Origin of the sequence: Streptomyces sp. NPDC005483, assembly GCF_040606035.1 — a bacterium.
Taxonomy (GTDB): Bacteria; Actinomycetota; Actinomycetes; order Streptomycetales; family Streptomycetaceae; genus Streptomyces.
In genome coordinates, this window is record NZ_JBEXEA010000027.1 from 38,485 (window position 1) to 62,782 (window position 24,298).

Below are 24,298 nucleotides of genomic sequence, written 5' to 3' on the forward strand. Positions count from 1 at the left end.
ACGCGATACCCCGCTCCAGGGGCTCGCCAAGACGTCCACGCCGCGGGTGGGGCGGTCGGTGCCGGCGGTGACCTCGAAGCGGACTGTGCCCCAGGTGTCCAGCAGACCCGGCGTCGCGTGCCGTGCATCGAGGGCGGCCAGGCACGGGCCCCGCGGCTACCCGCACCCGGCGCCGCGGTGTCCTACCACGGTCCCCGCTGCTCGGCCCCGGCACCATCCACAGGGCCGAGCCCCTCCGGTGGGAACGTACGTCCCTTTCAGGTGCCCTGTCCGGTGTCCCCTCCGGTGCCCTTCCCGCTGCCGTTCTCCTCCACGTCGGCCATCGCCGGGTCGAGGAGGCGGGAGAGGAAGTGGCGGGTGCGGTCATGGCTGGGGTTGGCGATGACCTGGGCCGGGGTGCCGTCCTCGACGATCACTCCGTCGTCCATGAAGACGACCCGGTCGGCGACCTCGCGGGCGAAGGTCATCTCGTGGGTGACGACCATCATCGTCATGCCCTCCTGGGCGAGCATCCGCATGACCGCGAGCACGTCTCCCACCAGCTCCGGGTCGAGGGCCGAGGTCGGCTCGTCGAAGAGCATCACCTCGGGGCCCATGGACAGGGACCGCGCGATCGCGACGCGCTGCTGCTGTCCGCCGGACAGGGAGGCGGGATAGGCGTCCGCCTTCTCGGCGAGGCCCACCCGCTCCAGGTTCTCGGCGGCCACCCGCGCGGCCTGCGCCTTGTCCCGCCTGAGGACCCTGCGCTGCGGCAGCGTGAGGTTCTCGGTCACCGTGAGGTGCGGGAACAGGTTGAACTGCTGGAAGACCATGCCGATACGGCGGCGTACGGCGTCGATGTCGACGTCGGGGTCGGTGAGTTCGGTGCCGCCGACGAAGACCTGGCCCTTGGTCGGCTCCTCCAGGAGGTTCACGCACCGCAGCAGGGTCGACTTGCCCGAGCCCGAGGGGCCGATCACGCAGACGACCTCGCCCTGGCCGATCTCCAGGTCGATGCCCTTGAGGACCTCGTTGGTGCCGAACGACTTGTGCAGGCCGCGTACTTCGATCTCCGGCCGGCTCGCCTCAACGGTCATTTCACGGCCTCCTGGGCCTTGGCCTCCATACGGCGGACCACGAACCCGAGCGGGATCGTCACCAGCAGGTAGCACAGGCCCGCGACGAGGATCGGCGTCGAGTTGGCGGTCGTGCTGGCCAGGTCGCGGCCGTACTTGGACAGTTCGCGCTCCTCCAGGGTGACGCCGAGGAACAGCACCAGGGAGGAGTCCTTGAAGAGCAGGACGAGTTCGTTGGTCAGCGGCGGGAGGATGATCCGGAACGCCTGCGGGATCACGATGGAGATCATCGCGCGGGCCGGTGAGAAGCCCAGTGAACGGGCCGCCTCCATCTGCCCCTTGGGCACCGCCTGGATGCCCGCGCGGATCGTCTCCGCCATGTAGGCCGCCGCCACCAGGCCGAGCGCGAGGGCGACCTTGCCGTAGGTGCCGCCGATGATCTCCGTGCCGGGGAACGCGAGCGGTACGGCCACGCCGATGAAGATGAAGATCAGCAGCGCGGGCAGGCCGCGGAAGATCTCGATGTAGACACCGGCGAACCAGCGGTACGGGCCCACCGAGGACAGCCGCATGAGCGCTATGACCATGCCGAGGACGAGTCCGACGACGAAGCCGGACAGCGTGTAGAGCACGGTGTTCTTCAGCGCCAGCGTGATGACGTCGGGGAACATCTGGCCGGCGATGTCCGCCTGCGCGAACTGGTTCTTCAGCCGCCCCCAGTCCGCCGAGACCGCGAAGGCGATCACGACGGCGAGGAAGACGGCGTACTGGACGCCGCGGGACAGGCTGCGCTTCTGACGCCTGGTCAGGCCCTTCTTGCGAGGCTGGAGTCGCGCGTCCGCCGCGGTCATGAGGCGGCGGGAGAGGCGACCGACGCCTCGTACGGGCCGATCCACTTCTCGTAGAGCTTCTTGTAGGTGCCGTCGGCCTTGGCGTCCGAGAGCGCCTTGTTGATGGCGGTCCGCAGCTTGGTGTTGCCCTTCTTCACCGTGAAGCCGTACTGCTCACCGGTGTTGATGTTGTCGGCGACCTGGAAGGCGTCCGCGTTGGCCTTGTCCTTGAGCCAGCCCTGGACGACCGGGTAGTCGATGACGACGGCCTTGACCTGGCCGGAGCGCAGACCGTTGAGCACGGCGTCGGAGGACTCGAAGGAGACCGGGTCGAAGCCCTGGGCCTTGACGTAGTCCTCACCGGTGGTCTGCGCCTGGGCACCGAGCTTGACCTTCTTCGCCTTGGCGTCGGCGAGCGAGGAGATCCCGCTGTCCTTGGCGACCAGGAGGGCCTGGGTGGCGTCGAAGTAGGGGTCCGAGAAGTCGACGTTCTTCTTGCGCTCATCGGTGATGGTCATGCCGGCCGCGGCCAGGTCGCACTCGCCGGAGTTGAGGAACGCGCCGGTCTTGAAGTTCTCGAAGGGGGTGTCGAGGATCTCCTGCTTCACGCCCAGGTCCTTGGCGACCAGGTCGATGAGCGAGACGTCGAAGCCCTGGACCTTGCCGTCGATCTCCGACTGGAACGGCGGATACGGCAGGTGGGTGCAGGTGGTGAGCTGACCGCCCTTGACCAGTTCGACCCCGCCCGCGGCGGTCTTCGAACCGCTGCCGCCGTCGTCGCTGGAGGTACAGGCAGCGACGAGCAGGAGTCCGGCCGTCGCGGTGGTGGCGGCTAGGACGCGGGTCCGGCGCCCGGAGAGGGTGTTCACGGAAGGCCTCCTGTGGGGGAACTGTGGGTTCCGATTATAAGGAAAGGTTTGAGTCTCTCAAACCTTTCCGATGGTTGCGAGGCCGTTCAGCCTAAGAAGTCGCCGGTCGTCGGACGTTGATCGGGAACGGTTACGCTCGTTCACGTCTACCCCGGAGAACGAAGAGAGCACCGTCGTGACGCACCCCTTCCTGGACCTGGCTCCGCTCGGCGCGGCGCAGTTCGCCTCGATCGAGGACCGCGTGGCGCGGCTGCTGCGCACCGAGCAGGACGTCGTGATCATGCAGGGCGAGGCGCTGCTGCCCCTGGAGGGGGCGATCCGGGGGACCGCGGGTCCGGGCACGACCGCGCTGAACGTCATCACCGGGCCGTACGGGCAGACCTTCGGCAACTGGCTGCGGGACTGCGGTGCGACGGTGATCGACCTCGCGGTGCCGTTCCACACGGCGGTGACGGCCGAGCAGATCTCCGCGGCGCTCGAGGAGCACCCGGCGATCGACTTCGTGTCGCTGGTGCACGCGGAGGCGGCGACCGGCAACACCAACCCGGTCGCGGAGATCGGAGAGGTCGTACGGCGGCACGGGGCGCTGTTCTACCTGGACGCGGTCGCCTCCGTGGGGGCCGAGCCGGTGCTGCCGGACGCGTGGGGTGTGGACCTGTGCGTGATCGGGGCGCAGAAGGCGATGGGCGGGCCCGCGGGTGTGTCGGCGGTGTCGGTGAGCGAGCGGGCGTGGGCGCGGATGGCGGCGAACCCGAGGGCGCCGCGCCGGTCGTACCTGTCCCTCCTCGACTGGAAGGAGCGCTGGATCGACGGCGGCCGCAAGGTCCTGCTGCACGCTCCGGCGCAGCTGGAGATGCTGGCGCTGGAGGCGTGCGTCGAGCGGATCGAGGCAGACGGTCTCGAGACGGTGATGGGCCGGCACCGGGTCGCCGCCGCGGCGACCCGGGCGGGGGCGCGGGCCCTGGGCGGGGGCCTGGAGCCGTATGTGCACGCCGACCACGAGGCCGCGCCGGTCGCCACGACACTGCGTTCGCCGTCCGGCGTGGTGGCGTCGGAGCTCGTCGCCCGGGCCCTGTCCTCCGACCCCGCGCTGCCGCTGGCCGCGGGTGGGGGTGCGCTGGCCGGCGAGATGATCCGGGTCAACCACTACGGAGTGGACGCGACGCGCGGGGCCGTGCGGGCCTGCCTGGCGGCGCTGGGCGCGGCGCTCGGCGAGAAGGGGCTCGCGGTGGACGTGGAGGGTGCGTTGCGCGCCGCGGACGAGGCCTGGCACTGAGTGCTCCCGGACAGCGACACGACGGTCCGCTCCCGACTGTGGCACCGTCGTGGCTTGTCGCGCAGTTCCCCGCGCCCCTGAAGGGCGCACACCGTGAGCGGAGTTCTTGCGTAAACGCATCGGCAGGGTTACCGGTGCATAATTCACGGGGTAATTCCAGAGTTTATCGGAGCTTAGCTTCCCGTATTCTCCTGCCCGCTTTCCCACATCCTAAACGCGAAGATTCTGCGAACGCGAAGCGGCTGAATTCGGGGGGATCTCGTGGGGGTTACATGCTTGTGACGCGTTACACATCGTGATCCATTTGCCCGTTATTTGCTGGGCGTAATCGTACATAATGGTCACTTCTTGCGCGTCGGCGCGCGCCCGCGTGATAACACACCGAGCGCCTGTACGTAACCCCATCCGGCGATGCAATTTTCAATTTCCCTCGGTAAATTCAATTCGCATGACTGCCGCACAAGCAGACCTGCAAATCGACCGGCCGACGGTCGCGGACGGAGCCGCACTGTGGCGGATCGCCCGCGACTCCGAGGTCCTCGACCTGAACTCGTCGTACAGCTATCTGCTGTGGTGCCGCGACTTCGCCGCCACGTCGGCGGTGGCACGGAACGAGCAAGGGGAGCCGATCGGCTTCGTCACCGGGTACGTCCGCCCGGACCGACCCGGCACCCTTCTCGTCTGGCAGGTGGCGGTGGACTCGGCGTACCGCGGCCGCGGCCTCGCCGCCGCCCTGCTCGACGGACTGACCGCGCGGCTCGCCGCCGAGCGCGGGCTGACCACCGTCGAGACCACCATCACGCCGGGCAACACCGCCTCCGAGCGGCTGTTCACGGCGTTCGCCGAACGCCGTGGCGCCCGTCTGGAGCGCGAGGTGCTGTTCGACGCGAGCCTGTTCCCCGACGGGCCGCACGACCCCGAAGTGCTCTACCGGATCGGGCCCCTCTCCCCCGCTTCCGCCACTTCCTCCGCCTGACCCCCCACGCACCCCGAGGAGCGATTCGTCGTGACCATCACCCAGCCCGACCTCAGCGTCTTCGAGACCGTCGAGTCCGAGGTGCGCAGCTACTGCCGCAGCTGGCCCACCGTCTTCGACCGCGCGCAGGGCAGCCGCATGTACGACGAGGACGGCCACGCGTACCTCGACTTCTTCGCCGGCGCCGGTTCACTGAACTACGGCCACAACAACCCCGTGCTGAAACGGGCGTTGATCGACTATCTGGAGCGCGACGGCGTCACGCACGGGCTCGACATGTCGACCACCGCCAAGCGCACCTTCCTGCAGACCTTCCAGGACCTGGTGCTGCGCCCGCGTGACCTGCCGTACAAGGTCATGTTCCCCGGCCCGACGGGGACCAACGCCGTGGAGTCGGCGCTCAAGCTGGCCCGTAAGGTCAAGGGGCGCGAGGCCATCGTGTCCTTCACCAACGCCTTCCACGGGATGTCGCTGGGCTCCCTCGCCGTCACCGGCAACGCCTTCAAGCGGGCCGGCGCCGGTGTACCGCTGGTGCACGGCACGCCGATGCCGTTCGACAACTACTTCGACGGCACCGTCGAGGACTTCCTGTGGTTCGAGCGGCTCCTGGAGGACCAGGGCTCGGGCCTCAACAAGCCCGCCGCCGTCATCGTGGAGACCGTGCAGGGCGAGGGCGGCATCAACGTGGCCCGCAAGGAGTGGCTGCAGGCGCTCGCCGCGCTGTGCGAGCGGCAGGACATGCTGCTCATCGTCGACGACATCCAGATGGGCTGCGGGCGGACGGGGGCCTTCTTCTCGTTCGAGGAGGCGGGCATCACGCCCGACATCGTCACCGTCTCGAAGTCGATCAGCGGCTACGGACTGCCCATGTCGCTCTGCCTGTTCAAGCCCGAGCTGGACATCTGGGAGCCCGGCGAGCACAACGGCACCTTCCGCGGCAACAACCCGGCCTTCGTCACGGCCACCGCCACCCTGGAGCAGTACTGGGCGGACGGTTCCGCGATGGAGAAGCAGACCCGGCAGCGCGGCGAGCAGGTCGAGCAGGGGCTCATCTCCATCACCGAGGAGAACCTGGCTGACATCAAGGAGTACCGCGGGCGCGGGCTGGTGTGGGGCCTGGAGTTCCACGACAAGGCCCGCGCGGGCAAGGTGGCGCACCGGGCCTTCGAACTCGGGCTGCTCATCGAGACGTCGGGCCCCGAGAGCGAGGTCGTGAAGCTGCTTCCGGCGCTCACGATCACCCCCGAGGAACTGGACGAGGGGCTGAGCATCCTCGCCCGCGCCGTCCGGGAAACCGTCTGAACCACCTTCCGCAGCACATCACCGTCTACATAGGAGGCATCGCGACACCGTGATCGTCCGCTCGTTCAAGGACATCGAAGGCACCGACCGGCATGTGAAGGCCGCGTCCGGCACCTGGGAGAGCAAACGCATCGTGCTCGCCAAGGAGCGGGTCGGCTTCTCGCTGCACGAGACGATCCTGTACGCGGGTACGGAGACGTCGATGTGGTACGCGAACCACATCGAGGCCGTCGTCTGCGTCGAGGGCGAGGCCGAGCTGACCGACCACGAGAGCGGGCTGACGCACTCGATCACGCCGGGGACCATGTACCTCCTGGACGGTCACGAGCGGCACACGCTGCGGGTCAAGGAGGACTTCCGCTGCATCTGCGTGTTCAACCCGCCCGTGACCGGCCGGGAGGACCACGACGAGAACGGCGTCTACCCGCTGCTCACCGAACCCGAGTCCGAGGAGGTGTGACCGCACCCATGACCACCACCGTCACCGATCTCTACCCCAGCCGCGGCGCCACCGAGGTGTCCGTCCCCCGCAAGGACCCGGTCGTCTGGTCGGCGCCCGGCGATCCGGGACCGATCGCCACCGGCGAGCTGGAGGCGTTCGAGCGCGACGGCTTCCTCGCCGTCGACCAGCTCATCGGCCCCGACGAAGTCCCCGTCTACCAGCGCGAGTTGGAGCGGCTCGTCACCGACCCGGAGATCCGCGCGGACGAGCGCTCGATCATCGAGCCGAAGTCCAAGGAGATCCGCTCGGTCTTCGAGGTGCACAAGATCAGCGAGGTGTTCGCGAATCTGGTGCGCGACGAGCGGGTCGTCGGCCGGGCGCGGCAGATCCTCGGCTCGGACGTCTACGTCCACCAGTCGCGGATCAACGTCAAGCCCGGTTTCGGGGCCAGCGGCTTCTACTGGCACTCCGACTTCGAGACCTGGCACGCCGAGGACGGCCTGCCCAACATGCGCACGGTGTCCGTCTCGATCGCGCTGACCGAGAACTACGACACCAACGGCGGCCTCATGATCATGCCGGGGTCGCACCGCACCTTCCTCGGGTGCGCGGGTGCCACCCCGAAGGACAACTACAAGCAGTCGCTGCAGATGCAGGACGCGGGCACGCCCTCGGACGAGGCGCTGACGGAGATGGCGTCGGAGTACGGCATCAAGCTGTTCACCGGCAAGGCCGGCTCGGCGACCTGGTTCGACTGCAACTGCATGCACGGCTCCGGCGACAACATCACGCCGTTCCCGCGCAGCAACGTGTTCATCGTGTTCAACAGCGTGGAGAACCAGGCCGTGGAGCCGTTCGCGGCGCCCATCCGGCGGCCGACGTTCATCGGAGCAAGGGATTTCACTCCAGTCCGGTAGCTTGATCCCGGCCGGGGGTCCGGGGGTTGTCCCCCCGGAGAATGCAGCATCGGCGCGAGGGACTTCACGCCGGTGAAGTGACCCGCCGGGGTGACCCTTTGGGGGTGACCCTCACAGCCACGACAGCGACGCGGCCCGCTCCAGTACGTTCCGTACGGCGGCCGCGTCGCCCGTCGTTTCCCGGGGGACGATGTCCGGCGCGTACCGGCCGCCCACGAGCAGACAGAAGTCCACGGCGTCCAGGGTGAGTTCGGCGGCCACGGGGTCGCTCTGCGAGCCCAGGACCCACTCCTCGCCGCCCCTGACCGCGAACAGCACGGGCGGCGCCTCGGCCCCGAGGGCTCCGCCGAGGATGCGGACGGCCAGCCTGACGAGCCGCCCCAGGTGCTCCTCGGGCGGCGGCGGTACGGTCAGGCCCAGCGCGTGGCCGATGTCGTCGGTGTGGATCCACGCCTCGAAGGCGCGCACCAGGAAGTGTTCGGTGACGGGCAGCCGGATGCCCATCGACAGCGTGGTGCCGGCGGCGAGTTCGGGGTCACGGGCGTGCCGGGTGCCGAGCAGGTCGGTCGCCTGCGCGGACCAGTCGGCGACGGTCTCCCCGGGCGTACGGCCGTACTCGTGGGCGATCACCTCGGCGGTACGCCGCTCCCAGAGTTCCCCCCAGTCGGCGGCCTCGTCGATCCTCGCACCCGGCACCCGGGCGTCGATCCCGAGCCTCAGGGCCAGGTGCTCGTCCGCGGCGAGCAGATGGGCGACGGTGGCGTGCACGTCCCAGTCGTGCACGACGGGCGTCGTCCAGCGCCCCGCCATCTCGGGCAGCAGCGCCTGCAGCCCGGCGACGGCGGCCGCGTAGGGCGCGGCGTGCCGAGCCACGGGGGGAGGGGCGGGACGGGCGCGGAGGGCGCCGGTCAGAAGGTCGTCGAGGGGGGACCGCGGCTCGTCGAGCGGCGGTCCGTCCAGCAGTCGTACGGTCTCGCGCAGCCGTTCCGCCTCCGCGGCGCAGCTGTCGCACTCGGCCAGGTGGGGCGGGACCAGCCGCTCCTCGGCCGGTTCCAGGGCACCGAAGGCCCAGGCGGCCAGCAGGTCGCGTACGTCGTCGTGATCGGTCACCGCTCGCCCCCTTCCCCGTGTTCCCCTGCCGCCATCATGCGCGCTCTTCCCACGCCGGGTCGGGTGGGTCCGCCAAAGTCTCCGCCAGGCTGCGCAGCGCGGTGCGCAGCCGGGTCTTCGCGGTGCCCTCGGGGATGCCCAGCTCGACCGCGGCCTGCCGGTAGGTGCGGCCCGCGAAGTAGGCGAGGTGCACCACGTCCCGTTGCGGCTGCGGGAGTTCGGCGAGGGCGGTGTGCAGCTGGAGGGAGCGCTCCCGGTCGACGACCGACTCGGCGGGTCCGGGCGAGGCGTCCGGGATGCCGTGCAGCGCGAGGTCGTCGGCGCGGGCGTCCTTGCGGTGCCGGGCCTCGCCGCGCACCCAGTCCACAGCCCGCCGGTGGGCGAGCAGCGACAGCCAGGTGCGCAGGCTGCCCCGGCGCGCGTCGAAGGCGTACGGTCTGCTCCACAGCTGCGCGAAGACCTCCTGCGCGACGTCGTCGGCCGCGGCCCTGCTGCCGGTCACGCGCATCGCGACCGCCTGCACCAGCCCGCCGTACGCCCCGAACGCCTCGGCCAGCGCGGACTCCTCGCCGTACACCAGCCGCCGGTGCAGCTCCGCGTCTGCGAGTCGCTGCATGGACGTCGTCCCGTCCGTGGACTCCACGGCACCACCACCCCTTGGTGCCCTTCCTAGCGTCCCGGGGGGCCCGGCGCCAGCGGTTCAGACAGACAGGGCGTCCAGAATCCGGTCGACATCCGCGGCCGTGTTGTACAGATGGAAGGAGGCGCGCAGGTTGCCGGCGCGGTTGGACACCTCGATGCCCGCCGCGCTCAACTCGGGCTGGTGCCCGCCGAGTCCGGGCACAGACACGATCGGTGAGCCCGGGGCGGGCAGGGGCTCGTGGCCGAGGCCGGCGAGTCCGGCGCGAAAGCGGTCCGCGAGCGCGAGGTCGTGGGTGCGCACGGCGTCCACGCCCAACTCCTCCAGGAGTTCGAGGGAGTGACGTGTTCCCGTGTAGGTGAACAGGGCCGGGCTGACGTCGAACCGCCGGGCGGAATGGGCCAGTTCGGCGACGGGGCCGTAGCAGCTGTCCCAGGGGATCTCCCCCGCGACCCAGCCCGCGAGCACCGGCTTCAGGTCGCCGAAGTCCTCCGGCACGGCGAGGAAGGCCGCGCCGTGCGGGCCGAGCAGCCACTTGAAGGTGGTGGAGACGGTGTAGTCGTAGGACTCCGCGTCCACCGGGAGCCAGCCCGCGGCCTGCGAGAAGTCGACGTAGGTGCGGGCGCCGTGTGCCTTCGCCGCCTCGCGCAGGGCGGGCAGGTCGGCGATCCGGCCGTCGGCGGACTGGGCGGCGCTGACGGCGACCAGGGCGGTGCCGGGGCGGACGGAGTCGGCGAGCCGCTCCAGCGGCACGATGCGCACCTTGAGGTCGCCGCGGGTGTGGAACGGGTTCACGACGGAGGTGAAGTCGTCCTCGGCGGTGAGGACTTCGGCGCCCGGCGGCAGCGAGGCGGCCACCAGACCCGAGTGGGTGGACACGGACGCGCCCGCCGCCACCCGGGTGACCGGGACGCCGGCGAGCCTCGCGAACGCGGCGCGGGCCGCCTCCACGTCCTCGAACAGCGGGTCCAGCGGCCTGCCCTCGGCACGGATCAGCGCGGCCTGCTGGAGGGCGGTCACGGTGCGGGCGGGGAGCAGGCCGCTGCTCGCGGTGTTGAGGAAGGTGTTCTTCGGGGCGAACTCGGCGCGGACGAGGCTCTCGAAGGTCTCCATGACTCCACTGTGGGGCCGGGAGACCTGTCGGTCCATTGCGAATTTCTACGTGGTTCCGCCAAGGGACGCTTATACGTCCGCGCCGACCTGCGGGTTGTCAGCCGTGCTGGGGTACGGCACACCCGTCGGGCCCGCAGGCCTCGGCCCCGGCGTCGCCCTGGTCGATCAGCTTCAGCGGGGAGCGGTTGCCCCAGGCCTGGGTGAGGGCCTGGGTGAAGACCTCGGCGGGCTGGGCGCCGGAGACGCCGTACTTGCGGTCCAGGACGAAGAAGGGGACGCCGTTCGCCCCGAGCTCGGCGGCCTCGCGCTCGTCGGCGCGGACCTCGTCGGCGTAGGCGGTGGGGTCGGTGAGGACCTTGCGGACCTCGTCGGCGTCAAGACCGGCCTCCACGGCGAGCTCGACCAGGCGCTCGTCACCCTCGGTGAACAGGGACCTCTCCTCGGCGAAGTTGGCCCGGTAGAAGATCTGGACGAGTTCGTCCTGCCGGCCGTGCTCCTTGGCGAGGTGGAGGAGGCGGTGCAGGTCGAAGGTGTTGCCGTGGTCGCGGTCGCGGGTGCGGTAGTCGAGTCCCTCGGCGGCGGCCTGGGCACCGAGGTTCTCCTCGCCGGCCTGTGCCTGGGCCTCGCTCATGCCGTACTTCTTGCTGAGCATGGCGAGGACGGGCTGCACGTCGCTCTTGTCGCGCCCCGGGTCCAGCTCGAACGACCGGTGGACCACCTCGACCCCGTCACGGTGCGGGAAGGCCTCCAGCGCCTTCTCGAAGCGGGCCTTGCCCACGTAGCACCAGGGGCAGGCGATGTCGCTCCAGATCTCGACGCGCATGTCTACGGCTCTCTCCAGGTCGGACGGTCGCGGAGACACCCTCCGCCACTTGAGTGAACGTTCAAGCAGCGGGTTCCATTCCCTTCGGGGACCTGACCTCAACGTCCGTCGCGCAGGTCGGCAGGCCATTCGGGCCTGAACTCGATGTGGTCGTACGTCACCACGCAGCCCTCCCCCATCGGCGACTGCGCCATGAAGCCGACCAGTGCCGCGTCGGTCTCCTTCTCGTCGCCCAGGGTGAAGAGGCGGACGAATATCCAGTGCTTGCCGTCGCGGGAGGCGTGGAAGGCGAAGGCGCGGCCGGTGCGGCTGACCCGCAGCCAGACCGAACTGCCGTCCACGGTGAAGGAGTTGCAGTCGTCGGAGTGACCCCGGGTGACGACCGTGCAGACGGTGGGCACGTCCGGGGAGTTCTCCAGGCAGAGTTTGGCCCAGGCCCGCTCGCCGACATGGACGTACAGGACGCCCGCGTCGAACGAGCCGTTGAAGCCCACCGTGACCCGGGCCATCAGCTGGAAGTCGCCCTCGGGGGAACCGAGGAGGCGCGGCGCGTCGGCGGCGGGGTCCAGGGACTCCCCGGTGGGCGGCACGAACCGGTCCTGCCGGGGGCCGGCCCAGCCGGAGAGGATGCCGTCCTCGTGGAGCCAGTGCCCGTCGGGGCCGTAGGTGCGGAGAGGGAAGGGGAGTTCGGGGAGTTCGACGTCCATCCTCAGAGTTTTCCAGTTCCCTCTCCGCGTGCGGGTGTGGGGTGCCTAGCGCTCGAGACGGTTGTTGAAGCGGCGGGGCAGACCCAGCGGGTTGTCGTCCCTCAGCTCCGGCGGCAGCAGGGCCTCAGGCGCGTTCTGGTACGCCACCGGCCGCAGCCAGCGCTCGATCGCCGTGCCGCCCACCGACGTCGACGTGGACGTCGTCGCCGGGTACGGGCCGCCGTGCTGCTGGGCCGGGGCCACGGCCACGCCCGTCGGCCAGCCGTTCACCAGGACACGGCCGGCGAGGGGGGTCAGCTCCGCCAGGATCTCGGCGCCGCGTCCCTGGCCGGCGGCCTCCCCCTCGGACAGGTGGACCGTCGCCGTGAGGTTGCCGGGCAGCCGGGAGAGCACCGTTCGTGCCTGCTCGTCGTCCTCGTACCGGGCGACCACGGTCACCGGGCCGAAGCACTCCTCGAGGAGCAGGTCGTACGCGCCCTCGGTGGTCAGCTTCTCCGCCGCCACCGTGAGGAAGCCCGCGCTCACCGTGTGCTCGCCGCCCGCGCCGGGGGTCACCGGCGTCTCGACCTCGGGAAGCTCGGCGCGCTCGGCGACGCCGGCCACGAAGTTGTCCCGCATGCGGTGGTCGAGGAGGACGCCCGCGTCGGTGTCGCTGACGGCGTCGGTCAGCGACTTCACCAGGCCGTCGCCCGCCGCGCCGGACGGCACGAGGACCAGGCCCGGCTTCACGCAGAACTGGCCGACGCCGAGGGTCATGGAGCCCGCGAGCCCGGCACCGATGGCCTCCGCGCGCTCGGCGGCGGCCTCCTCCGTGATCACGACGGGGTTCAGCGAGCCCAGCTCGCCGTGGAACGGGATCGGCACCGGCCGCGCGGCCGCCGCGTCGAACAGGGCGCGGCCGCCCTTCACGGAACCGGTGAAGCCCGCGGCGGCGACCAGCGGGTGCTTGATCAGCTCGATGCCGGCCTCGAAGCCGTGCACCAGGCCGAGCACGCCCGCGGGGATGCCGTGCTCGCCGGCGGCCCGGCGCAGCACGGACGCGACCAGCTCGGACAGGCCCGGGTGGTCGGGGTGGGACTTGACGACGACCGGGTTGCCGGCCGCCAGCGCGCTCGCGGTGTCGCCGCCGGCGACCGAGAAGGCGAAGGGGAAGTTGGAGGCCGAGTACACGGCGACGACACCGAGCGGCACCTTGTAGCGGCGCAGGTCCGGGATCGGCGGGGTCGCGGTGTCGTCGGGGTGGTTGATGACCACGCCGAGGAACTCGCCCTCGTCGACGATGTCCGCGAAGGCCCGCAGCTGGTAGCAGGTGCGGGCGAGTTCGCCGGTCAGCCGGACCGGGCCGAGGGCGGTCTCGGCGTCGGCCGCCTCGACCAGGTGGTCCTTGGACTCTTCGAGCTTGGTGGCCGCGGTGCGCAGGAAGGCCGCGCGGACGGCGCGGTCGGCGAGGGAGGCGCGCGCGTCGTACGCGGCGCGGACGGCGGCGTCCACCTCCTGGGCTGTGGCCTCCACCGCAACCTGTTCGCGCTGCTTCCCGGTTCGGGGGTCGACACTCCAGACTGGTGCTGCTGCCACCGCGGGTCCCTCCACGTGTATCTGGGTCATTCACCAGGAACGTTCGATATGCTGAACGCTGTCTCTGATGGTGAATATGCTGTTGGAGACTATAACTCTGGTTCTCGTCCAACAAAGGGGTCAAGGGCGATGTCGGCAGGCGAGACGGGCGGCGGGTCACAGGTCAAGTCCGCGGTACGGACGGTTGAACTGCTCGAATACTTCGCCGGGCGCCCCGGCATGCATTCCCTGGCGGCCGTGCAGGAGGCCGTCGGGTACCCCAAGTCCAGCCTCTACATGCTGCTGCGCACGCTGGTGGAGCTGGGCTGGGTGGAGACCGACGCGACGGGCACGCGGTACGGCATCGGGGTGCGGGCGCTGCTCGTCGGCACCTCGTACATCGACGGCGACGAGGTGGTCGCGGCGGCCCGGCCGACCCTGGACCGGCTCTCCGACGACACCACCGAGACCATCCACCTGGCCCGTCTGGACGGCACGAACGTCGTCTACCTGGCCACCCGGCAGTCGCAGCACTACCTGCGGCCCTTCACCCGGGTCGGCCGCCGGCTCCCGGCGCACTCCACCTCTCTCGGCAAGGCGCTGCTGAGCACGTACTCCGACGAGCAGGTCCGCAAGATGCTGCCGGAGACCCTGCCCGCGCTCACCGAGCACACGATCACCGACCGCGAGAAGCTCATCGAGGAGCTGCACCAGATCCGCGAGCAGGGTTTCTCCGTGGACCGCGAGGAGAACACGCTGGGGCTGCGCTGCTTCGGCGTCGCGATCCCGTACCGCACGCCCGCCCGGGACGCGATCAGCTGCTCGGTGCCGGTGGCGCGGCTGACGCCCGCCCACGAACAGATGGTGAAGGACGCGCTGTTCGACGCGCGGGACCGGCTGACACTGGCCACCCGTAGGCTCTGAGGCATGCAGATCGATCTCCGCGAGGTCCATGACAGCGATCTGCCGGTCTTCTTCCGGCAGATGAACGACCCCGAGGCCCTGCACATGGCGGCCTTCACCCCGAAGGACCCGGCCGACCGGGACGCCTTCGACGCCCACTGGAAACGGATCCGCGCCTCCGACGCCGTGCACCGCACGGTCCTGGCGGACGGTGACGTGGTGGGCAGCGCGGCGGTGTACGGCGAGCCGGGCGAGCGCGAGGTGACGTACTGGATCGACCGCGCCTACTGGGGGCGCGGCATCGCCACGGCGGCCCTGCGGGAGCTCGTCGCCCAGGTGCCCGAGCGCCCCCTGTACGCCCGCGCGGCCGCCGACAACGCGGGCTCGCTGCGGGTGCTCCAGAAGTGCGGGTTCCGGGTGACCGCCGAGGCCTCCGGGTACGCCCACGCGCGCGGTGCGGAGATCGACGAGTTCGTGCTGACGCTGGAGGCGTGAGACCGCCGTACGACTGGGCCCGGATGAACGTCCGATGAGAAAGACGGACGTTCGGGAACGATTCGTCCGCGGCTGATCGTCTTCTGAGTGGGATGAACAAGACGATCAGGCGCGCATCGGTCTTCGCGCTGCTCCTGGTGTTCGCTCTGCTGATCCGAGCGACCTGGGTGCAGTTCTACGAGGGCCAGGCACTCGCGGACGACAACGACAACCGGCGGAACGCGATCGAGACGTACTCCTCGCCGCTCGGGAACATCATCGTGGCCGGAAAAGCGGTCACGGGTTCCGAGAAGGTGACGGACAGCGACCTCGCGTACAAGCGGACGTACACCAACGGCAAGCTGTACGCGGCGGTGACGGGATACGCCTCGCAGGCCTACGCCCCGACCCAGTTGGAGGGCATCTACGCCGACCTCCTCAACGGCACGGACAGCCGGCTGAAGACCGTGATGGACACGATCACCAACGAGCGGGCCGAGCCCGGTGATGTGATCACGACGATCGACCCGGCCGTGCAGAAGGCGGCGTACGACGCGCTCGGCGACACGAAGGGCGCGGCCGTAGCGATCGACCCGGCGACCGGCAAGATCCTCGCCGTCGTGTCGACGCCGTCGTACGACCCGTCCGCGCTCACGGACGCCAACACCGCGGGCAGTGCCTGGAAGCGGCTCACCGGCGACTCCGACAAGCCGCTGACCAACCGCGCGCTGCGCCAGCCGCTGCCGCCCGGTTCGACGTTCAAGCTGGTGGTGGCCGCGGCCGCGCTGGAGGACGGCCTGTACTCCTCGGTGGACGAGAAGACGTCAAGCCCGGACCCGTACACCCTGCCCGGCACGGTGACCCCGCTGGGCAACGAGAACTCCTCGGCGCCCTGCGAGAACGCCTCGATCCGGGTCGCTCTGGAGTACTCCTGCAACACGGTGTTCGCGAAGATGGCCGTCGACCTCGGCCAGGACAAGGTCCGGGCGATGGCCGAGAAGTTCGGCTTCAACGACGACCAGCAGGACGTGCCGGTGCGGGCCTACACCAGCGTCTACCCCTCCGACATGAACAAGTCGTCCACGGCCCTGACCGGTATCGGCCAGTACGACGTCACGGCCACCCCGCTCCAGATGGCCATGGTCTCCGCGGCCATAGCCAATGGCGGCAAGCTGATCTCGCCGCACATGGTGTCGACGATCACCGACCACGGCGGCGACGTCCTGAAGAACTACGACGACGAGGCGACCACCACCCAGGTCGTCAGCTCCGGCACGGCGGAGCAACTCCAGTCCGCGATGCAGTCGGTGATCCAGGACGGCACCGGCACCAACGCCCGGATCGACGGCGTCACGGTGGGCGGCAAGACGGGCACCGCCCAGCACGGCGAGAACAACAGCAAGACGCCGTACGCCTGGTTCACGTCCTACGGAAAGGTCGGCGGGAAGGAGGTCGCGGTGGCGGTGGTCGTGGAGCAGTCGAACGCGGCCCGCTCCGAGGTGAGCGGCAACGGACTGGCCGCCCCCGTGGCCAAGGCCATGATGGAGGCGGCCCTCGAGAAGTGACGCGTCCCGCCGGCTACTTGGCGCCCAGGACCTGCTCGATCGGGTCGATCGCGAAGTACACGAGGAACAGCGCCGAGGCCGCCCACAGCAGCCAGTGGATCTCCTTGGCCTTCCCCAGCACCACCTTGATCACGACGTAGGCCAGGAACCCGGCCCCGATGCCGTTGGTGATCGAGTAGGTGAACGGCATCACGGCGATGGTCAGGAACGCCGGGATCGCGATGTCGTAGCGGTCCCAGTCGATGTGCTTGACCTGCGTCATCATCAGGAATCCCACGGCGACCAGGGCGGGGGCGGCCGCCTGGAGCGGGACGATGGTCAGCAGCGGGGTCAGGAACAGGGCCAGGCCGAACATCCCGCCGGTGATCAGGTTCGAGAACCCGGTGCGCGAGCCCTCACCGACGCCCGCCGCCGACTCGATGTACGACGTGGCGGAGGAGGCCGACGCGGCACCGCCGGCCACCGCCGCCGCCCCGTCGATCAGCAGTACCCGGCCGAGGTTGGGCACCTTGCCCTCCTCGTCGAGGAGCCCCGCCTCGGCGCTGATCCCGACGACCGTGCCCATCGTGTCGAAGAAGTCGGACAGGATCAGCGTGAAGATCAGCAGGACGACCGTGACGATCCCGACGCCGGGCGCGCTGAAGGAGCCGAACAGGCTGAAGTGGCCGATCAGCCCGAAGTCGGGGGTGTCGACGACCTTGTCGGGCCAGGCCGGTGTGGTGAGCCCCCAGGTCTTGATGTCGGCGACCGAGTTGATGATCATCGCGAGGACCGTCATGGTCACGATGCTGATCAGGATCGCGCCCTTGACCTTGCGCGCGAGCAGCCCGATCGTCAGCAGCACCCCGAGGCAGAAGACGAGGATCGGCCAGCCGGTGAGCGCGCCGGTGCCGCCCAGCTGAACCGGCACTGTGGTGTTCGCGGCGTCGGGGATACGGCTGACGAATCCGGCGTCCACGAAGCCGATGAACGCGATGAACAGCCCGATCCCGACGCTGATCGCCTGCTTGAGCGCTTGCGGGATGGCGTGCATGACGGCTTCTCGCAGACCCGTCACCACCAGCACGCAGATGAGCAGCCCTTCCAGGACGACCAGGCCCATCGCGTCGTCCCAGCTCATCAACGGGGCGATCTGGAAGGCGACGACGGCGTTCAGGCCGAGCCCGGCGGCGAGCGCGAGCGGCAGGTTCCCGCCGACGCCCATGATGATCGTCATCACCGCGGCCACCAGCGCGGTCGCGGTGGTCAGCTGGACCGCGTCCAACTGGTGTCCGAACTTGTCCTTCGCACTGCCGAGGATGATGGGATTCAGGACAAGGATGTAGGCCATCGTGAAGAACGTGGCGAAGCCGCCGCGTATCTCACGGGCGAAGGTGGATCCCCGTTCGGAGATCCTGAAGTACTGGTCGACGGACATGCTCGATGCTCCTTGGTGCCTGAATGATCAGTGTGCGGATGCAGGCTGGATTGTTCCTGCGTTGAACGCGTTTCAGGTCTCACCCGTGTTACGGATCAGGGGTCGCCCCGTCATACAACGTTCGAAGGCCCGTACGAGAACACGCACTCGGTCACTGCTACGCTTCCGGATCTCCGCCCGGCCACCCCCGGACGATCACATGTCATTCACATGACACACAAGGGAGAGGGAGCCCGTGGGCACAGTCGTCGACGACGCCGCCTCCGTGGAGTTCCACGCCTTCTTCGAGCGCCACTACGCCGAACTGTCCCGCCTCGCCCAGCTGTTGACCGGGGAGCCGGACGCCGCCGACGACCTTGCGGCGGACGCGTTGCTGGCGCTGTGGCACCGCTGGGACCGGGTGCGCGCGGCCGACCACCCGGCGGCGTACGCGCGCGGAGTGGTCGCCAACCTCGCCCGCACCCGTATCCGCAGCGCGGTCCGTGAGCGCCGTCGTGTCGCCCTGTTCTGGTCCCAGCGCGAGGAGAAGGTCGAGAACCCCGACGTGGCGGGCGCGGTCGACGTCCAGGAGGCGCTGCGCAGGCTGCCGTTCCGCAAGCGGGCGTGTGTCGTGCTGCGGCACGCCTTCGATCTCTCCGAGAAGGACACCGCGCTGGCCCTCGGGGTGTCGGTCGGTACGGTGAAGAGCCAGACCTCCAAGGGGATGGCCGAGTTGCAGCGGCTGCTGGGTCCCCGGAACACTCCGCTGAAGGTGCATGCCACGATGGCGCGCACCGGTGACGCCGGAGGAAGGGACCGATGACCATGCAGCGGGACGCGCACCGCGAACTGCGCGCCCGGCTGCGGGACGCGGCCGAGGCGCACGAGCCGAACCGCGAGCGGATGCTCGCCCGGATCGAACGCGGCATGTCGGAACAGACCCGCCCCGACCACCGGGCGACCCGGCCGCCGGTCTACGGCTGGGTACGGGTGGTGAGCGCCACCGCCGCGGTCGCGTGTGTGCTGGGCTTCGGCGGTTATGCGGTGGCCTCCGCCGTGAAGGACGAGCCGCCCGCGCAGAAGTCGGTCGCCGCCACGGGCACACCCACCCCCTCCCCCGACGCGACGAGCCGCCCGCCCGCCCCGTCGGCGGATCCGACGCCGCGCACCACCCCCACCCACAGGGCCGAGAAGCCGAGCGCCACACCCTCGTCCACGCCGACCGCCTCCACCGGGGTGCGGGCCTCCGGCGTCGAGGACGGCCCGCTGTGGTCGGACGGCTCGGTGGACCCGCACAGCAACGAGTTCTGGGCGCAGAGCAATCTGACCTTCAAGACCTCCGAGCAACTGACCTCCCTCAGGGTCGAGTTGAGGATCGCCCAGACCGGCGGGGTCACCAACGCGGGCGCCTGGCGCTCGCTGCCGGAGGACGACTTCACGCTGACGGTCGCCGAGAAGGACGGCTTCCTCGTATACACCTGGGTGCTCAAGGACGGCCGTACGGTCCCGAAGGGCGAGTGGGTGTTCGCCGGACAGTACGACCACAAGCGCGGCGGCCGGGACGCCAAGGACGACAGCTACACGGCGACGGCCACGGCGAAGTCCGGGGACCTCGCCGTGAAGGGCGGCTTCGCGGCGCAGGACGCCAGCACGGACGAAGGGGACTCGTAGGCCCTCGTGCCGGAGTCTCACGAAAAAGTCTCCTCGGGGCGGCAACCTTTTCCCCGCCAGTGGCCACTCAAGGGGTGCACGGCCGCTGAATGACTGCGTTTCGGTCATCCCATGGCTCCCACCCAGCCCAACACCCGCTCCTTCAGCACGAGTTCGCCCAATGGGAACAACCATTCGCCAGTCTTCGACGTCCCTAGTAATGACCTGCTGGACCGAGCCCCCCTCGGCCCGGCAGCTGCCGGCTGGAGCCCCCCTCGAGCCGGCACGAGGAACGCCCCGCCTGTGACGACAGGCGGGGCGTTCCGTCGTCGTCCCTCAGTCCATCGTGGTGCCGAGGGCGGTGGATCCGGTGGTCAGAAACGTCGTCGAGGGCAGCGAGCCGTCCGTATCGCGCGCGCCGTACGCCTGGCCGGCATCCGTCGACCTGAACGCGGGGGTCGCCACCCCGGCGTCCCAGCTGTTCGCCGCGGACACGGTGGACGAACCCAGCTTCGACGACCCGCCCTTGTCGCCCACCGCGAGATTCCGGGCCAGCCGGGCCTTGCCCGTGGCGAAGTAGAACCCGGCCCCGGCGTTGGCGTACGCCGTGTTGCGGTTCAGCGCGATCGCCCCGCTGTTGGAGTTCTCGGTGAAGCCGTGCAGCGCGTTGTCCCAGGCCGCGTTGTCGTTGACGAGGTGCGCCACCGTGACGCCGCCGCCGCCCAGCTTGAACCCGTTGCCGTTGCCCTCGAAGGCGCTGTCCCGCCATCGGTTCCTGCCGTTCCCGAAGGCCCAGCTGTGCTCGACGGTGACCGGCGAGGAGAACTGCCACAGGTCGATCCCGTCGTCGGAGTTGTCGTAGAGCCGTGCCCCGGTGATCCGGTTGCCGGTCCCGGAACCGAACTTCACGGCGATGCCGTCGGCGTTCTGACCGTGTCCGGCGGGGTCGTAGTTGCCGTGACTGTCCAGGTTCTGCACGAGGTTGTCGCTGGTGCCGTCCCCGCGCAGGGTGAATCCGGAGTCGCCGTTGTCCGCGGTGACGAGGTTCTTGAAGACGCCGCCGACGGAGGAGGTGACGACGAGGCCCTGGGCCGGCGCGTTCTGGAAGGTGAGGTTCTGGACGGTCCAGTAGTCGCCGTGGATCCCGGCCAGCCAGGACCCGGCGGGCAGCTCGGACCCGTCGATCCGCACCTTCTCGCCGCCGTACGCGCGCAGCGTGATCCGTGCCGAACTCGTCCCGTTCGCCGTGGACTTGAGGGTGGCCGACGGGGTGTACGTCCCGGCGCGGACCTGGATGACCGTACCCGCGGTCGCGTTCCTCACCGCCGCCTCCAACTGGGCCGTACGGGAGACGGTGACCGTCGTGGACGCGGCCTCGGCGCCGCCGCCCGACAGGCCGAGGTACACACCGCCCGCGCCCGCGGCCAGGGCGACCGCCGCCGCGATGGAGAGCGTGCGGGTCCGGCGGTGGCGTCCGGTGCTGTGACGCACGGGGCGTTCCTTTCGTCGCGAATGAGGATGCCCTGAAGTCGCCGCCATGACCGGTGAGGTTGCCGCGCCTCAACGAAAACAACCGAAACTTTCGCTGCGCCTCATCGCGCACCCACCGATTGACGTGCTGTTTCCCGCTCGTAACACTCCGAAGGCGCGCACAGCCCCCAACAGAAACCCCCACACCCCCACACCCTCAGGAGCGACATGCGCCCACGTATCCTCCTCGTCGCCTGTCTCTCGCTACTACTGGCCCTCCTCACCGCACCGCCCGGTTCCGCCCACTCAGGAGCACCACCCGTGAGCCACCCCAAGTACGCCGGTTACCTCTTCGCCTACTTCACCGGCGAGGGCACCGCGGACGGCGAGCAGATCCGCTACGCCCTCAGCCGCGGCAACGACCCCCTGCACTGGCGCGAGCTGAACCAGGGCAGGCCCGTCCTGACGTCGACGACCGGCGAGAAGGGCCTGCGCGACCCGTTCGTGATCCGCTCCCCCAAGGGCGACAAGTTCTATCTGATCGCCACCGACCTGCGCATGTACCGGAACAGCAGCGGCAGTTGGGACGACGTCCAGCGGCACGGCAGCAAGTCGATCATGATCTGGGAGTCCACCGACCTGGTCCACTGGACCGACCAGCGGCTGGTGAAGGTGGCCCCGGACAACGCGGGCAACACCTGGGCGCCGGAGGCCTACTGGGACGACAGCCTCGGTGAGTACGTCGTCTTCTGGGCGTCGAAGCTGTACGCCGACGACGACCCCGGGCACACGGGATCGACGTACAACAAGATGCTGTACGCCACCACGAAGGACTTCCGCACCTTCAGCGCGCCGAAGGTCTGGGACGACCCCGGCCACTCGGTGATCGACTCGACGGTCGTGAAGTACAAGGACACCTACTACCGCTACACCAAGGACGAGCGGGATCCCACCTCCAGCTCCCCCTGCGCCAAGTTCATCACCGGCGAGAAGTCGACGAGCCTGACCTCCACCACGTACGACCTGGTCGGCGAGTGCATCGGCAGCGGGGCGATGGACCGCGGTGAGGGCCCGACGGTGTTCAGGTCGAACACCGAGAAGAAGTGGTACCTGTTCATCGACGAGTGCGGCGGCCGCGGGTACGTCCCCTTCGAGACCACCGACCTCGACTCGGGCAGGTGGACCCCGTCCACGGACTACCAGCTGCCCGCGAGTCCCCGGCACGGCACCGTACTTCCGGTGACGCAGAAGGAGTACGACCGGCTGCTGGCCGCGTATCCCTCGACACCGGCCTCGGTGGTGGACGTGACGGCCACGGAGCAGAAGGGGTACGCGATCGTCACGGAGGCCGCGTCGAAGGTAGTACTGCCGATGCGGCCGGGCACCGATCTCGCCCGTCTCGCACCCGAGTTGGCGGTCGGCGCGGGCGCCAGGGTCACCCCGGGATCCGGTACCCGGCGCGACTTCCGCAAGCCGCAGCCGTACACCGTCACCGCGGCCGACGGCACGACCCGCAGGTGGACCGTCGAGGCCGTGCCGACCGGCAGCCCCGTCCTGCCCGGTCTCCACGCCGACCCGGACGTGCACTACCTGAACGGCGAGTACTGGATCTACCCGACCACCGACGGCTTCAACGGCTGGAGCGGGACCAGGTTCAAGGCGTACTCGTCGAAGGACCTGGTCCACTGGAAGGATCACGGGGTCGTCCTCGACCTCGGCGCGGACGTGTCGTGGGCCGACCGGTACGCGTGGGCACCGGCGATCGCCGAGCGGGACGGGAAGTACTACTTCTACTTCTGTGCCGAGCAGCAGATCGGCGTGGCGGTGGCGGACTCCCCGGCGGGCCCGTTCAAGGACGCGCTGGGCAAGCCGCTGGTGGCGAAGGGCGGTTCACTGCAGGGTCAGATGATCGACCCGGCCGTCTTCACGGACGACGGCGGGACGTCGTACCTCTACTGGGGCAACGGGCACGGGTACGTGGTGCCGCTGGACGGCGACATGACCTCGTACGACCCGGCGAAGATCGAGGACATCACCCCGGACAACTTCCGCGAGGGTTCCTTCGTGATCAAGCGGAACGGCACGTACTACTTCATGTGGTCCGAGGACGACACCCGCAGCGAGAACTACCACGTCGCCTACGCGACGGGACCGTCCCCGCTCGGCCCGTGGACCAAGAAGGGGACGATCCTGTCCAAGCGTCCCGAGTACGGCATCTTCGCCACCGGCCACCACTCCGTGGTGAACGTCCCCGGCACCGACGACTGGTACATCGTCTATCACCGGTTCGCCCTGAACGGGCCGGGGAAGCCCGGCGGCGACGGTATGCACCGCGAAACCACCGTCGACCGCATGGAGTTCGCGGCGGACGGCACGATCAAGCCCGTGGTGCCGACTCTCGAGGGGATCCGGCCGGTGCGGAACTAGCTCACGAAGTACGTCGGGTTCGGGAGCTTGTACGTCCGGTCGGCGTAACCGCCGTCGAGGTCGGAGTACTGGTCGCCGAAGTTGGCGATGATCTCGTACCCGAGGTCCTTCTCGATGTGCGCGCGGGTGCCGGACTTGTACTGCACGGTGGTGCAGGTCCAGGTGCCCGGCGTGGCACAGGCGTTCAGGTAGGACGGCGGGTTCGCCTTGTCCTTGAGGAACATGTGGTCGGCGTCGAGGTTCACATCGGCGCCGATCTTCTTCAGGTTCTCGACGGCGGCGGTCCGCTGCGCCTCGCTCAGACCCGAGTTGTAGAAGACCTCGACGCCCTTCTTCTCGGCGTACTGCACCAGCTCGGCGCTGCCGAAGACCCCCGGACGGTCGGCCTTGTTCACGTAGTCGGCCCAAGTGGTGCCGTTGTACGTGTAGTTGTAGCGCTTCTCGTAGTCGAGGCTGAGCAGCAGCGTGTCGTCGATGTCGAAGACGACGGCCGGCTTCTCGCCCCTGTGGTGGGTCTTGCGGGCGGCCTGGTCGATGTACTTCCTCGCGGCCTTGTCGATGGCGGCGAGGTCCTTGGCGTACGGGCTGGTGGCGGACGCCTGGTAGACACCGTTCGCGTCGGCCGTGGTGCCGTAGTAGGTGTCGATGTCCTTGACCAGGAGCCCGATGTTGTAGGGCTCGTGCGTGGAGTTCGCCGTGGACTGGTGGGCCGTGGCCGCACCGGCGCCGTACACGGCGACGCCGACGACCGCACAGGCGGTGGCGACGGCTGCGATACGCAGTGACTTATGCATGACAG

23 protein-coding genes are annotated in these 24,298 nt (G+C 69.5%); 11 read left to right on the forward strand and 12 right to left on the reverse strand.

The features are described 5' to 3' along the window. Positions 1 to 257: 257 nt before the first annotated feature. Genes ABZT06_RS37195 through ABZT06_RS37205 form a run of 3 tightly spaced genes read right to left on the reverse strand, consistent with a single transcriptional unit; the run spans position 258 to position 2,754 of the window. The gene (locus tag ABZT06_RS37195) at positions 258 to 1,076 is read right to left on the reverse strand and encodes an amino acid ABC transporter ATP-binding protein (RefSeq protein WP_355751525.1); all 819 of its coding nucleotides are present in this window, start codon (positions 1,074 to 1,076) and stop codon (positions 258 to 260) included. Beyond that, positions 1,073 to 1,906 (reverse strand): amino acid ABC transporter permease, encoded by an 834-nt coding sequence (locus ABZT06_RS37200; RefSeq protein ID WP_355751527.1) that lies wholly within the window; start codon positions 1,904 to 1,906, stop codon positions 1,073 to 1,075. Before ABZT06_RS37200 ends, ABZT06_RS37195 begins: the two co-directional genes overlap by 4 nt. Beyond that, positions 1,903 to 2,754, reverse strand: coding sequence for a transporter substrate-binding domain-containing protein (locus ABZT06_RS37205; RefSeq protein WP_355751529.1), 852 nt, complete (start codon positions 2,752 to 2,754; stop codon positions 1,903 to 1,905). Before ABZT06_RS37205 ends, ABZT06_RS37200 begins: the two co-directional genes overlap by 4 nt. 175 nt (positions 2,755 to 2,929) lie before the next feature. Here ABZT06_RS37205 and ABZT06_RS37210 point away from each other — a divergent pair, with 175 nt between their 5' ends. The 5 genes from ABZT06_RS37210 (at position 2,930) to thpD (ending at position 7,667) form a co-directional block, all read left to right on the forward strand. Next, on the forward strand, positions 2,930 to 4,030 hold the full coding sequence (locus tag ABZT06_RS37210) for an aminotransferase class V-fold PLP-dependent enzyme (RefSeq protein WP_355751531.1): 1,101 nt from the start codon (positions 2,930 to 2,932) through the stop codon (positions 4,028 to 4,030). 448 nt (positions 4,031 to 4,478) lie between these two features. Then, positions 4,479 to 5,006: a diaminobutyrate acetyltransferase gene (ectA, locus tag ABZT06_RS37215; RefSeq protein WP_355751533.1), complete on the forward strand. Its 528-nt coding sequence runs from the start codon at positions 4,479 to 4,481 to the stop codon at positions 5,004 to 5,006. 30 nt (positions 5,007 to 5,036) lie between these two features. After that, entirely contained in the window at positions 5,037 to 6,308 is a 1,272-nt protein-coding gene (ectB, locus tag ABZT06_RS37220) for a diaminobutyrate--2-oxoglutarate transaminase (RefSeq protein WP_355751535.1), read from the forward strand. A gap of 49 nt (positions 6,309 to 6,357) precedes the next feature. Continuing rightward, positions 6,358 to 6,768 carry an ectoine synthase gene (locus ABZT06_RS37225; RefSeq protein ID WP_307032434.1) on the forward strand — a complete coding sequence of 137 codons (411 nt, stop codon included), beginning with the start codon at positions 6,358 to 6,360 and terminating at the stop codon, positions 6,766 to 6,768. A gap of 8 nt (positions 6,769 to 6,776) precedes the next feature. Beyond that, positions 6,777 to 7,667, forward strand: coding sequence for an ectoine hydroxylase (gene thpD, locus ABZT06_RS37230; RefSeq protein WP_355751538.1), 891 nt, complete (start codon positions 6,777 to 6,779; stop codon positions 7,665 to 7,667). 111 nt (positions 7,668 to 7,778) lie between these two features. Here thpD and ABZT06_RS37235 read toward each other — a convergent pair whose 3' ends face one another. The 6 genes from ABZT06_RS37235 to ABZT06_RS37260 form a co-directional block, all read right to left on the reverse strand. After that, positions 7,779 to 8,777: a maleylpyruvate isomerase family mycothiol-dependent enzyme gene (locus tag ABZT06_RS37235; protein ID WP_355751540.1), complete on the reverse strand. Its 999-nt coding sequence runs from the start codon at positions 8,775 to 8,777 to the stop codon at positions 7,779 to 7,781. 34 nt (positions 8,778 to 8,811) lie between these two features. Next, complete coding sequence (locus ABZT06_RS37240; RefSeq protein ID WP_355751542.1) at positions 8,812 to 9,393, reverse strand: sigma-70 family RNA polymerase sigma factor; 582 nt, start codon at positions 9,391 to 9,393, stop codon at positions 8,812 to 8,814. Between the two features lie 84 nt (positions 9,394 to 9,477). Next, positions 9,478 to 10,530, reverse strand: coding sequence for an aminotransferase class V-fold PLP-dependent enzyme (locus tag ABZT06_RS37245; protein WP_355751544.1), 1,053 nt, complete (start codon positions 10,528 to 10,530; stop codon positions 9,478 to 9,480). Between the two features lie 97 nt (positions 10,531 to 10,627). Then, entirely contained in the window at positions 10,628 to 11,353 is a 726-nt protein-coding gene (locus ABZT06_RS37250) for a DsbA family oxidoreductase (RefSeq protein WP_355751545.1), read from the reverse strand. 98 nt (positions 11,354 to 11,451) lie between these two features. Continuing rightward, positions 11,452 to 12,060 (reverse strand): DUF1349 domain-containing protein, encoded by a 609-nt coding sequence (locus ABZT06_RS37255; protein ID WP_355751547.1) that lies wholly within the window; start codon positions 12,058 to 12,060, stop codon positions 11,452 to 11,454. 45 nt (positions 12,061 to 12,105) lie between these two features. Further along, entirely contained in the window at positions 12,106 to 13,635 is a 1,530-nt protein-coding gene (locus tag ABZT06_RS37260) for an aldehyde dehydrogenase (NADP(+)) (RefSeq protein WP_355751548.1), read from the reverse strand. Between the two features lie 129 nt (positions 13,636 to 13,764). On the opposite strand from ABZT06_RS37260, the gene ABZT06_RS37265 reads away from it, so the two are divergent. The 3 genes from ABZT06_RS37265 to ABZT06_RS37275 all read left to right on the forward strand — a co-directional run bounded on the left by ABZT06_RS37265 (position 13,765) and on the right by ABZT06_RS37275 (position 16,556). Then, positions 13,765 to 14,538, forward strand: coding sequence for an IclR family transcriptional regulator (locus ABZT06_RS37265; RefSeq protein ID WP_007381154.1), 774 nt, complete (start codon positions 13,765 to 13,767; stop codon positions 14,536 to 14,538). Between the two features lie 3 nt (positions 14,539 to 14,541). After that, the gene (locus tag ABZT06_RS37270) at positions 14,542 to 15,012 is read left to right on the forward strand and encodes a GNAT family N-acetyltransferase (RefSeq protein ID WP_355751549.1); all 471 of its coding nucleotides are present in this window, start codon (positions 14,542 to 14,544) and stop codon (positions 15,010 to 15,012) included. Positions 15,013 to 15,104: 92 nt separating this feature from the next. After that, positions 15,105 to 16,556, forward strand: coding sequence for a penicillin-binding transpeptidase domain-containing protein (locus ABZT06_RS37275; protein WP_355751551.1), 1,452 nt, complete (start codon positions 15,105 to 15,107; stop codon positions 16,554 to 16,556). A gap of 13 nt (positions 16,557 to 16,569) precedes the next feature. Here ABZT06_RS37275 and ABZT06_RS37280 read toward each other — a convergent pair whose 3' ends face one another. After that, on the reverse strand, positions 16,570 to 17,973 hold the full coding sequence (locus tag ABZT06_RS37280; RefSeq protein ID WP_355751553.1) for an NCS2 family permease: 1,404 nt from the start codon (positions 17,971 to 17,973) through the stop codon (positions 16,570 to 16,572). Between the two features lie 235 nt (positions 17,974 to 18,208). On the opposite strand from ABZT06_RS37280, the gene ABZT06_RS37285 reads away from it, so the two are divergent. Beyond that, positions 18,209 to 18,775, forward strand: a complete 567-nt coding sequence (locus ABZT06_RS37285) for a SigE family RNA polymerase sigma factor (protein WP_355751555.1) — start codon at positions 18,209 to 18,211, stop codon at positions 18,773 to 18,775. Continuing rightward, the gene (locus tag ABZT06_RS37290; RefSeq protein WP_355751557.1) at positions 18,772 to 19,623 is read left to right on the forward strand and encodes a hypothetical protein; all 852 of its coding nucleotides are present in this window, start codon (positions 18,772 to 18,774) and stop codon (positions 19,621 to 19,623) included. Before ABZT06_RS37285 ends, ABZT06_RS37290 begins: the two co-directional genes overlap by 4 nt. A 315-nt stretch (positions 19,624 to 19,938) precedes the next feature. Here ABZT06_RS37290 and ABZT06_RS37295 read toward each other — a convergent pair whose 3' ends face one another. Further along, the gene (locus ABZT06_RS37295; protein ID WP_355751559.1) at positions 19,939 to 21,093 is read right to left on the reverse strand and encodes a right-handed parallel beta-helix repeat-containing protein; all 1,155 of its coding nucleotides are present in this window, start codon (positions 21,091 to 21,093) and stop codon (positions 19,939 to 19,941) included. Positions 21,094 to 21,300: 207 nt separating this feature from the next. Here ABZT06_RS37295 and ABZT06_RS37300 point away from each other — a divergent pair, with 207 nt between their 5' ends. Continuing rightward, positions 21,301 to 23,499: a family 43 glycosylhydrolase gene (locus ABZT06_RS37300; RefSeq protein WP_355751561.1), complete on the forward strand. Its 2,199-nt coding sequence runs from the start codon at positions 21,301 to 21,303 to the stop codon at positions 23,497 to 23,499. On the opposite strand, the gene ABZT06_RS37305 is transcribed toward ABZT06_RS37300, so the two are convergent. Then, positions 23,496 to 24,293 carry an HAD family acid phosphatase gene (locus ABZT06_RS37305; RefSeq protein ID WP_355751563.1) on the reverse strand — a complete coding sequence of 266 codons (798 nt, stop codon included), beginning with the start codon at positions 24,291 to 24,293 and terminating at the stop codon, positions 23,496 to 23,498. The two genes, ABZT06_RS37300 and ABZT06_RS37305, sit on opposite strands and share 4 nt — an antisense overlap. Positions 24,294 to 24,298: the final 5 nt, after the last annotated feature.

Coding starts and splice junctions, on each gene's coding strand:
- thpD (WP_355751538.1), top strand. CDS start 6,777: ATGACCACCACCGTCACCGATCTCTACCCCAGCCGCGGCGCCACCGAG.
- ABZT06_RS37280 (WP_355751553.1), bottom strand. CDS start 17,973: ATGTCCGTCGACCAGTACTTCAGGATCTCCGAACGGGGATCCACCTTC.
- ABZT06_RS37245 (WP_355751544.1), bottom strand. CDS start 10,530: ATGGAGACCTTCGAGAGCCTCGTCCGCGCCGAGTTCGCCCCGAAGAAC.
- ABZT06_RS37240 (WP_355751542.1), bottom strand. CDS start 9,393: ATGCAGCGACTCGCAGACGCGGAGCTGCACCGGCGGCTGGTGTACGGC.
- ABZT06_RS37200 (WP_355751527.1), bottom strand. CDS start 1,906: ATGACCGCGGCGGACGCGCGACTCCAGCCTCGCAAGAAGGGCCTGACC.
- ABZT06_RS37255 (WP_355751547.1), bottom strand. CDS start 12,060: ATGGACGTCGAACTCCCCGAACTCCCCTTCCCTCTCCGCACCTACGGC.
- ABZT06_RS37270 (WP_355751549.1), top strand. CDS start 14,542: ATGCAGATCGATCTCCGCGAGGTCCATGACAGCGATCTGCCGGTCTTC.
- ABZT06_RS37300 (WP_355751561.1), top strand. CDS start 21,301: ATGCGCCCACGTATCCTCCTCGTCGCCTGTCTCTCGCTACTACTGGCC.
- ABZT06_RS37290 (WP_355751557.1), top strand. CDS start 18,772: ATGACCATGCAGCGGGACGCGCACCGCGAACTGCGCGCCCGGCTGCGG.
- ABZT06_RS37305 (WP_355751563.1), bottom strand. CDS start 24,293: ATGCATAAGTCACTGCGTATCGCAGCCGTCGCCACCGCCTGTGCGGTC.
- ABZT06_RS37250 (WP_355751545.1), bottom strand. CDS start 11,353: ATGCGCGTCGAGATCTGGAGCGACATCGCCTGCCCCTGGTGCTACGTG.
- ABZT06_RS37195 (WP_355751525.1), bottom strand. CDS start 1,076: ATGACCGTTGAGGCGAGCCGGCCGGAGATCGAAGTACGCGGCCTGCAC.
- ectA (WP_355751533.1), top strand. CDS start 4,479: ATGACTGCCGCACAAGCAGACCTGCAAATCGACCGGCCGACGGTCGCG.
- ABZT06_RS37265 (WP_007381154.1), top strand. CDS start 13,765: ATGTCGGCAGGCGAGACGGGCGGCGGGTCACAGGTCAAGTCCGCGGTA.
- ABZT06_RS37275 (WP_355751551.1), top strand. CDS start 15,105: ATGAACAAGACGATCAGGCGCGCATCGGTCTTCGCGCTGCTCCTGGTG.